Origin of the sequence: Arthrobacter sp. ISL-85 (genome assembly GCF_018613675.1) — a bacterium.
Taxonomy (GTDB): domain Bacteria; phylum Actinomycetota; class Actinomycetes; order Actinomycetales; family Micrococcaceae; genus Arthrobacter.
This window is the reverse complement of sequence record NZ_JAGGPQ010000018.1, coordinates 91805-99853: the sequence shown is the minus strand read 5'-3', so window position 1 is coordinate 99853 and position 8049 is coordinate 91805. Positions and strand designations below refer to the sequence as shown.

Below are 8049 nucleotides of genomic sequence, written 5' to 3'. Positions count from 1 at the left end.
AAAGTTGCCGCTCACAGTCCCACTGCGTTGCCTGCGGAGAACGCCACAGCTCTTCCCAACGGGCCCTCTCCAAGTCCGTCCAATCCCTCGAAGCAGGGATGTCAGGAATAGGGAGGGTGCAACCGTCTGCGGGCAGCTCCACCATGGACGGCGTCGCGGAGACGCCCCTGTAAGCCCGTGAGTTCGGCTTCGTGTAATTCCTTTGTGTGCCCAAGTGGGCCTCCTTTCATCCGCCCCGTTGAGGTCGAGCGGTTTGCAAACTAGCGAGAGTCCTCACCGGCGGTCTGGGCTGGGGTGGGCCTTGGTGGGCCCCCCTGGGGGCATGGCAACGCCGTGTCCACCTTCGCCTAAACCTTGGGTGGACACGGCGCGCCGGTCTGTGGGGCAGAACAGGGTTATACGTCTGCGTCTGCGATCTGTTCGATCTGGCTGTCGTAGTTGAACCTGGCGAGTTCTGCGGGTGTGTCGATGGCGAAGGCGCCGGCTTCCACGATGATCTCTTTGAGGCCGCTGATGTGGTCGTCTGTGGGTGGCTGCATCTCCCAGAGTTCTTCGAGCTTCTGCCCTTCGTAGGGGTGAGCTTCGATGTAGGTGTTTGCGACGTTGACCCAGCCTGCTTCGACTGCGCGGCTGATGAGGGCTTTGACGAGGATCTGGTCGCCTGAGAGTTCAGCCCGGTCAAGGAGTGCTAGTGCTTTGCTTTCGTCGCGTACGCCGAGGCTGGAGACTCGTTCGTGTGCGTCTCGGTAGGAGATGGCGTGCTGCGGGTCTGTGGCTGTGTTGCCGAAGAGTTGCCGGCGGAGGTCGTAGGTGCGTGTGGTGCGCGCTTGGAGTTCAGCGGCTTTGAGGTCGTTGATGGTCTTCTTGGTGTCTAGAAAGCTGCGGGCGATCTTGGATAGTTTGCCTTCGGGGGTGAGCTTGCGGTCATTGCGGACGGCTTCAGTGGTTTCGCGGAGGCGCTGGCGGAGGGTCGCTGCCTGGTTCGCGAGGTCCGTGTTGGCGGCGTTGTATCGTGCCACGGTGGTTCTCCTTTGTCGGGGAAGGTCTATGTGTTGATAGTCCCGCGGCTTCCGGCGCGGGTGCATTATCGCTTCCGGTGACGGCAGTAGTGTTATTTGCAAGAGAAGCTGTGCTTCTAAACGCTTTCAAAGGGGGGTATTTTTTCGATGCAGGAAACTACGGACAAACAGAGCACTGGCGTTGACACGGTTCCGGGTGACACAGCGCCGAGCAGTATGGTGGCACCTGACGCATTGCCGGGCGAAGCGGCGGCAAATGGTAGTGGGCCCAAAGAAACTGTCAAAAAGAAAATCCTTCTTGCGGGTGGAATTACGCTCATTGGTTTGGCGATGGGGCTGGTCGCCCTAGCCCCTAATGATGTGTGGACTCCGGCATGGGGAAATTTCTTTGGCGCCCTGATTGTCGCCTTGGGTGGTCTCTTCGGCTGCCTCCACGCGTCCAAACTCGCAACAGAACGTGTTGTACCGCTCTCCTGGTCGTGCATCGTCGTGGGAGGATTCGTGATCGCTGGAGCATCCCTTCAGATGGCCCTGAATTCCTAACAGGACAGGTAAAGGCACCCAACTTCCGTAAGGGTTGGGTGCCTTTCGCGTCTGTCGCCTTATTGGTAATCATGTGAGCCATATGATGAGGTCATGACTGAATACAAAGTGGGGGGCTCGTTCAGCCCGGGTGATCTGAGCGTTGTTGGACCTGACTGCAAAGAACAAGACCCGAACAGCGGTTGCTTTTGCGTCTTAAATGACAAGCATGGCGGACAGCACGTCGCTGCTGATTCACATTTCACAGTGGTAGCCGTCTGGAACTAGCCGATCCCTGGGGGCAGCAGAAGACCCCGAGTCCTTGGGGGGGGTGGCTCGGGGTCTTCTGGCTTCTACGTTCACCGGGGGATGGTTAAGTAGTCGCCTCGAAGAAGGTTACTGACGGGAACTTCCTTCGGCAACTTGCATAAATGCAGGTCCGGCCTGCGCGGATGCAGCCAGCGTTCGGAGTGGTGGATAACCAGATCCTCGGTGCGGTTATGCTGGGCCCATGTCGAGCGATGACGAGAAGGACCCGCCCGTTCCTGCTGATGTTGAGGGAAAGATCCCGAAGAAGGTCCACGACGAGCATGCCGCGACGAAGCCTGTCGCTGCGCAGGGTGACGCTGACCCGGAGCGGACAAACTAAAGCGGCAGGAGCCCCCCAAAGGAACCCCTGCCACCTGCCCCATGCTAGCGGCGGGCAGGCCATGGGCGTAGAAGAAGACCCCGAGACACGGGGGCGTCTCGGGGTCTCCAGCTTCTCTACACATCCCGGGGGCGTGCGAAGTCGCACCATCTATTGTACTCGCAAGTAACTTATGAGGAACGCGCCCATTGAGCGCTGGTGCATAACCGGTATGTTTCTTACCCCTACACGTAGCGGGCGAGCATGCTGGTCCGGATGGTCGTCTTCTCCGTGGTGGTCAGTGCCCTGTCGTAAATGACCGCCTCGCGGATGTCCACGCTCCGCTCAGCCGTCACCGCATTCTCGGTGTAGAGCGCCTGGAAGAGCAGCTTGTTCAGGTTGCTCAGACGGTCCCATGTGCCGGAGACCGTGGTGTAGGGGCTGCCGTCGATCCGCCACGATGGCGCTGTGACGTCCATGCAGATGAATGCCCAACCCGGCATCCCGCCACCGGAGATGAAGCCGCCAGCGCCGCCGAGGCTGTACATCCGCGAGCCTGTTGCGTGCAGCCTGACGGCGCTTGCCCCGTTGAACTTGGCGAAGGTCATGAGGTCCGTGGACGTGAGTGCGTCCAGGCGTACCATCGCGGCGAGCGTGACCATAGTGGTGTGCGTGCCGGCGTCGCTCATGCTGACATCGCCGCTGGTTGAACGGAGCCGCACGAAACGGTTGTTCGATTCGGTGAGCGCTTGAATGGTCGCGGTGCTGGCAGAGGCTGCGTCGCGGGTCAGGTCGTTCGCTGTGGCGCCAATATCCTTCCAGACGGTCACAGTGTCGTTGGAGCGAATTGAAGCGGCGAGGTACCGGCTGGTGTAGTCCTCAACCCCCAGCGTGTAGGAGGTCTTGGTGGGAACCGTTCCGACAACCACGGAGCCCATGCGTCCGACGCGCAGAGTCCCAGCGTTGGCGCTGAACCGGACATCAACGAGGATCGCCGTCACTCCTGTACTGGGGATGGTCATCGTCGGGGTGCGGAGCATCCCGGACATCGGGAACAGCGCTTCGGTGGGCGTGGGTGTGATGTTGGCGTTGGCGTTGTCTTCTGCGTAGCCGGTATTGCCGTTGCCTTCGTAGTGGAGTCCACCCTTCAGCAGGGTCACTCCGGACCAGTCGGCATCGCGTTCCCACTCGATGTCGGCCCGGATGGTCGTGCCCGGTTTGAACTGCCAGACGCCCGCGCCGGTCTGCTCGACAAGGCCGGAGCCTGCCGCGCCGAGGGCCGAAGCTTGAATGCGCTGGTACATCCATGCGCCGCCGGCGCTGGTGAGCTGTACCTGCTGCCATGCCCCGCCGACCGTGCGGGCCACCTTGGACCAAACCATGGTGCCCGTAAACGATGTCCCGCCGCCGGTCTGCCCCTGGGTGCCGTTCCAGCTGTCCGCGATGGTGCCTGAGCCTGCGCCGCGCACGCCAGCGGTACCGGACATAAGCGGATTGAGCGTGATGTTCCGGGCATCCGTGTTGGAGCTGATCGCGTCGGTGTCGGCAGCCACGATGAGAGGCTTGATGACCTTCGCCAGTTCCGCACCAAGATACGAGGCGCCCACCGGGTTCGGGTGGGTGGTGTCGAAGTACATGCCCGGCTTCCAGTCACCGGTTGCTGTATCAATGACCGCAGCCCGCCAGTCGCACAGGTAAACGTCTACCTGCTGCTTGCAGTAAGCGCGGATGTACTCATTGATGGCGAGGAGCTTGGGGCGCTTGTCTTCCTTGCCGTTGGTGCCGTCCCACTCGTTACGGAGCAGGGTGCAGAGAATGACGCGCTTGCCGGAGGCTATGGCGCGTTCGCACATGGTCCGGAGGTTGCCAAAGATCGACTCCGGGGTTGTTAGGTCGGATCCGATGTCGTTGATGCCGCCGAACAGGATGAGGAACTCGGCGGGAACGTTCTCCACGTCGGTGGCGAAGCGGGCCAGCATGGAGGTTGTGCTCTGCCCGGTGATACCGGCTTCACGCTGGCAGACGACGGCCTGGTTCAGGGTCATCTGCGCCCAGGTGTAGTAGCCGATCATGTCGAAGCGCCGAACCGTTGCGGTACTGCCGCCGGGGTCGACCTCGCCGCCGAGAAGCGATGTCTGGTCGGTGATCGAGTCGCCCATGAGGATCATGCGCGGGCGCGACTTCGCGGGAACCGTGGACTTCACGCGGGCCACTAGCGACTCGATAACCGGCGTCAGCGACGCTGGGGCATAAGTGGCAGATAGTGCCGCTGGGGTGAGTGATGGGGGCACGACGTAGTCGAACTTTGACGAGTCGTAGGACGCGCCGGACGTGTGAGCGGTTGTGACTTTTACGAGGTCGCCGGACTGGTTGGAGATGACCTGATTCAGCGGGTAGAACGTGTTGGGCTGCCAGGTTGCGAGGTCGCCACGGTCGCCCTTATCGCCCTTCGCACCACTGTTACCCGGGTCACCCTTCGGGCCGGGCACAGGATCCGTGGTCGTCAACACAGACGTGAACGAGCTGCTGCCCTGCTTCCACACAACCGAAGTCCTGTTAGCGACCGTGAAGTCCGGGAAAAAGCCATTCGCGTCGGCGCTCAGCGAAGTAGTAGTCAGGCCCCCGACAACCAGCGTGATGTTAAGGGGCGTGGTGAACGTGGTGTCACCGATGGCGTAAACCTTGCCGGTAGCGGACTTAGCAACCGTCGCCGGGGTGGTGTTGAAGTTCAGAGCTGCGACTCTGGAATAGGTGTAATCAACCAAGATGGTTCTCCTGTTTTTGGGCATAAGAAAGCCCGCCACTTTGGGCGGGCTAAACGGGTCTTGCTATTCAGTTATGGGAAGGGCCCGCACACTGATTGATGCGCGGGCCCATGGTCCTAGGCGGCTTTCTTCGCCGCGGTGAAGTGGGCGATGTCCTCGTTAGTGATCCGCCACCGACCATCCACGTTCGTCGCGGGTAGCCGGCCTTCCTGGATCGCGAGGCGCACAGCCCTATCCGTGATGCCAAGCCGGTTTCCTGCCTGGGTCGTGGTCATCCACTGCCTAGAGGATCCCGTCACTTCCGGCTCCGCTGGCTCCTGGCTACCTGTCGCGACATCACGCCAAGCCAGAGCTGCCCATCGGATGGCGAGCAGCACCGCATCTGCTTCCGGGTCCATCCCACGAGCGTTCACCCGGACGCTATTGAGGTCCGCGTGGCGCTCCAACCAGGCAGCGATACGCCCAGGAACAATCACCACGGGCCCCGCAAGGCCGAGGCCGTGAACGTAATGCGCAGGGGTTCGTTCCGCCATCAGGCGTGATCACCTGCCTCGTGAGCGTTGATGCTGTCCAGGATGAAGTTACTAAGCCGCCTCGCGTCATCTATCGTCAGGATCCCCATGAGGTTGTGATCCCGGAACAGAGCAACCGCGGGCTGCTTCCCTCCAGGGCTGTCGATGTACGCCGGGTTTGCGTACGTGCTGGCCGACTTCCGCAGGTTCTCCTGATAGAAGCGTGCCGGGCCTACGTAGGGTCTCTTAGGGATCTTCACGCGGCACCCTCCCGCGATTCCGTCGTGTAGACCGGCTGTTTACGGGCCAAGTACAGCCGAAGCTCAGCCTCAACCGCGTCATACTCCGCCTGAAGCAACCGCAGCTTATGGTGTGCTCGGTGGATGATTTCCTGACGTGTCTCCGCCATCTTCTTCCAATACTCCGCAGACCCATACGGGAAGTAATCAGCCATGCTCACCCCTTGCTTTCGCTAGTTCGGTGAGGGCGCCGGCTGCTACAGCGATCCACCAGCCCGTCTCTTCATCCGGGGTGGATCCCTCCGGCGGCTGGGTCGCTTTGAGGTGTTCCAGCACGTCCTGCCTCAGCGCTTCAGTAACGCGAGGATCCTCGAAAAACGCAGTCACAGGGCCGGCTCCTTTGCGGGAGTAGCGGCATTCGCCAATCGAGCTTCCGCGGTCAGTGCCCGAGCCTGCCAAAAGACAGCCCTGCGCTGTTCATGTTCGAACTTCTGGCGGTAGGCCTCGGCTTGGGCGGGCCAGTCCCACTGCTGTAGGACCCTGGGGGTGTAGTCGTATGTCATGGTTGGCCTTTCGAATTTCTGCGTTCTTTTTCAACGGCATTCACGGCTGCTGTCCCCGTCGGGTCGCGATGCAGGGTGGTCTTTCCGTAGTGCCGTTCCGGCTTGTTTTTCAGCGCCAGGAGCTGCTGCAAGTAGGTGTTGGCAAGGTTCCGGTAATGGATGGTCTGGTGCTTCCAGTACTCGGCCAGTTCGGCGTCAGTCCGCGCAGTTGTCTGCTGCTCCTGGCTCATGCGGCTGATTCTGCGTATTCTGCGGATTCCGCGACGTGCAGGCCACTTTCAAACATGCTCCGGTGAGGTACATACATCTGCGATGGCTTGCGCCCAGGCCCTCTGGGTTCCGGCATCTGGACCCTGAACACCCAGTCATTTTCCAGAAGAATGGCAAGCGCTTCTTTTATGGCCGTGGAATCCGGGAACACTGAACGGCTAGCCTTGGTAAGCAGGTCCCGCTCAGTAAAGCTAAAGAGCTTGTTGTTAATGATTATCATTCTCAAATCCTTAGCTTTCTTATGAGGATCAGAGATACTCATAAGGTGAAAAGCAGCTAGGGCATGCTGTGCAAAGTGTTCTGCGATAGCCGCCGCACAATCCGCAGTATCCGCAGAAACCAATTCATCCGTCGTTTTCCCGGACGCCAGGTGGAGTATTCCTGCGAACCTCGCAGTTGTACCTGCGAGCTTCGAGCCCCAGCCGATAACGCGAGGATCCCCAAGCAGCCCACCAGGCCGCAGATCAGCCTCTATGGCCTTCTGCCAGTCAGTGAACAGCTTTGCAGCGTCCGAACCCATCTGGATGATTGCAGGCCCGTCAGGAGCCGCGGCAGTCCGGGCCAGTGAAGACACGTGGTGGTAGTAAGCGGCCTTTACCCCTGCGGGCACCGGCTTGGCTTCCACGGACCTGTACCCGACAATCGACTTCGGAACCGTGAACAGGAACCGCTCTAGTTCACCCTTGGATTTCTCCGGGGAACCAGATCCGATCTGCCTCAGTACTGCCGGCTGAACCGTGAGGTTCATATTCAGGCAAACTGAAGCGATCCGTTCAGAAGGCCTGCCCTTGCGATCCACTGTCATGGCGTCCCCGGCATGCCCCTTCAAAAGGATGTCCATGTTCGGCATCCCGCCGCTGTAGCGTCCGGCGAAGATGTCGAAAATGCCACCCTCTGCCGAGGCAACCGATATCTTCCCGCCGTTGTCTGCGGCAAGTGATGTCAGCGCTTCCGGCGTTGCGTCGTCAGCAAGGAGCCGGGGTAAAGTCAGCACCGGGATTTCCTCCGCAGCCTGAACGGCAGACAGATACTCATCCTCGGACTTCTTACCGGTCATCACCTGCTTACGCACCGTCTCGGCGGCGTCTTCCCGCAACTTCTTGAGCGTCGCCTGTCGCCTGACTTCCGGCTTAGCGTCCTCAATCAAGTCAGCCTCCACGTCCCGTAGGGGAGCAGTAGCGAGATTGAAGACTGCCGATTTTCGGTTGCCGGGAGGTAGGGCACAGGCAAGGTAAAGGTTCAGGGGCTCTTCCCAACCTGGTGCTGCCTGGATCCGGTTCCTACCAGACAAGGCGGTAGCCATGACCCCGAGTGTCACTGATGCTGCAAGGTCAAGCGGCGTCTGCGTCGCTTCTGCTGTGGCTTCGACAAAGTCCTTCCACCACGAGGGGAGTGCTCCCGTAGGAAATGGTGGAACCTTGGGTTCGGTATGCAGTGCCGTTGGTTCCGTCATAGCGGCTTCGTATTCAGCGCTGGAAATAGCGTCTGCGAGTTCTGGCGTTGGCTCTTTCACGCGGCGGCTCCTTCCGGG

Annotated in this window: 12 protein-coding genes; 3 read left to right on the top strand and 9 right to left on the bottom strand. The window is 60.5% G+C overall.

Annotated features, from left to right (window positions below):
* Positions 1-395: 395 nt before the first annotated feature.
* On the bottom strand, positions 396-1019 hold the full coding sequence (locus J7I84_RS14705) for a hypothetical protein (RefSeq protein ID WP_214945290.1): 624 nt from the start codon (positions 1017-1019) through the stop codon (positions 396-398).
* Between the two features lie 219 nt (positions 1020-1238).
* Between J7I84_RS14705 and J7I84_RS14700 the strand changes: the two genes are divergently transcribed.
* The 3 genes from J7I84_RS14700 (at position 1239) to J7I84_RS14690 (ending at position 2190) form a co-directional block, all read left to right on the top strand.
* On the top strand, positions 1239-1562 hold the full coding sequence (locus J7I84_RS14700; RefSeq protein WP_214945289.1) for a hypothetical protein: 324 nt from the start codon (positions 1239-1241) through the stop codon (positions 1560-1562).
* Positions 1563-1655: 93 nt separating this feature from the next.
* On the top strand, positions 1656-1829 hold the full coding sequence (locus J7I84_RS14695) for a hypothetical protein (protein ID WP_214945288.1): 174 nt from the start codon (positions 1656-1658) through the stop codon (positions 1827-1829).
* Positions 1830-2052: 223 nt separating this feature from the next.
* The gene (locus J7I84_RS14690) at positions 2053-2190 is read left to right on the top strand and encodes a hypothetical protein (protein ID WP_214945287.1); all 138 of its coding nucleotides are present in this window, start codon (positions 2053-2055) and stop codon (positions 2188-2190) included.
* A 224-nt stretch (positions 2191-2414) separates the two neighbouring features.
* Here the strand turns inward: J7I84_RS14690 and J7I84_RS14685 are convergent, their stop codons facing one another.
* The 8 genes from J7I84_RS14685 to J7I84_RS14650 form a co-directional block, all read right to left on the bottom strand.
* Positions 2415-4934: a GDSL-type esterase/lipase family protein gene (locus J7I84_RS14685; RefSeq protein ID WP_214945286.1), complete on the bottom strand. Its 2520-nt coding sequence runs from the start codon at positions 4932-4934 to the stop codon at positions 2415-2417.
* A 116-nt stretch (positions 4935-5050) separates the two neighbouring features.
* On the bottom strand, positions 5051-5209 hold the full coding sequence (locus J7I84_RS14680; protein ID WP_214945285.1) for a helix-turn-helix domain-containing protein: 159 nt from the start codon (positions 5207-5209) through the stop codon (positions 5051-5053).
* 257 nt (positions 5210-5466) lie between these two features.
* Entirely contained in the window at positions 5467-5706 is a 240-nt protein-coding gene (locus J7I84_RS14675; protein WP_214945284.1) for a hypothetical protein, read from the bottom strand.
* Positions 5703-5900 (bottom strand): hypothetical protein, encoded by a 198-nt coding sequence (locus J7I84_RS14670; RefSeq protein WP_214945283.1) that lies wholly within the window; start codon positions 5898-5900, stop codon positions 5703-5705. Before J7I84_RS14670 ends, J7I84_RS14675 begins: the two co-directional genes overlap by 4 nt.
* On the bottom strand, positions 5893-6072 hold the full coding sequence (locus tag J7I84_RS14665; RefSeq protein WP_214945282.1) for a hypothetical protein: 180 nt from the start codon (positions 6070-6072) through the stop codon (positions 5893-5895). The genes J7I84_RS14670 and J7I84_RS14665 overlap by 8 nt, the downstream gene beginning before the upstream one ends.
* Positions 6069-6248, bottom strand: a complete 180-nt coding sequence (locus J7I84_RS14660) for a hypothetical protein (RefSeq protein ID WP_214945281.1) — start codon at positions 6246-6248, stop codon at positions 6069-6071. The genes J7I84_RS14665 and J7I84_RS14660 overlap by 4 nt, the downstream gene beginning before the upstream one ends.
* Positions 6245-6478, bottom strand: a complete 234-nt coding sequence (locus J7I84_RS14655; protein WP_214945280.1) for a hypothetical protein — start codon at positions 6476-6478, stop codon at positions 6245-6247. The genes J7I84_RS14660 and J7I84_RS14655 overlap by 4 nt, the downstream gene beginning before the upstream one ends.
* On the bottom strand, positions 6475-8031 hold the full coding sequence (locus J7I84_RS14650) for a YfjI family protein (protein ID WP_214945279.1): 1557 nt from the start codon (positions 8029-8031) through the stop codon (positions 6475-6477). Before J7I84_RS14650 ends, J7I84_RS14655 begins: the two co-directional genes overlap by 4 nt.
* Positions 8032-8049: the final 18 nt, after the last annotated feature.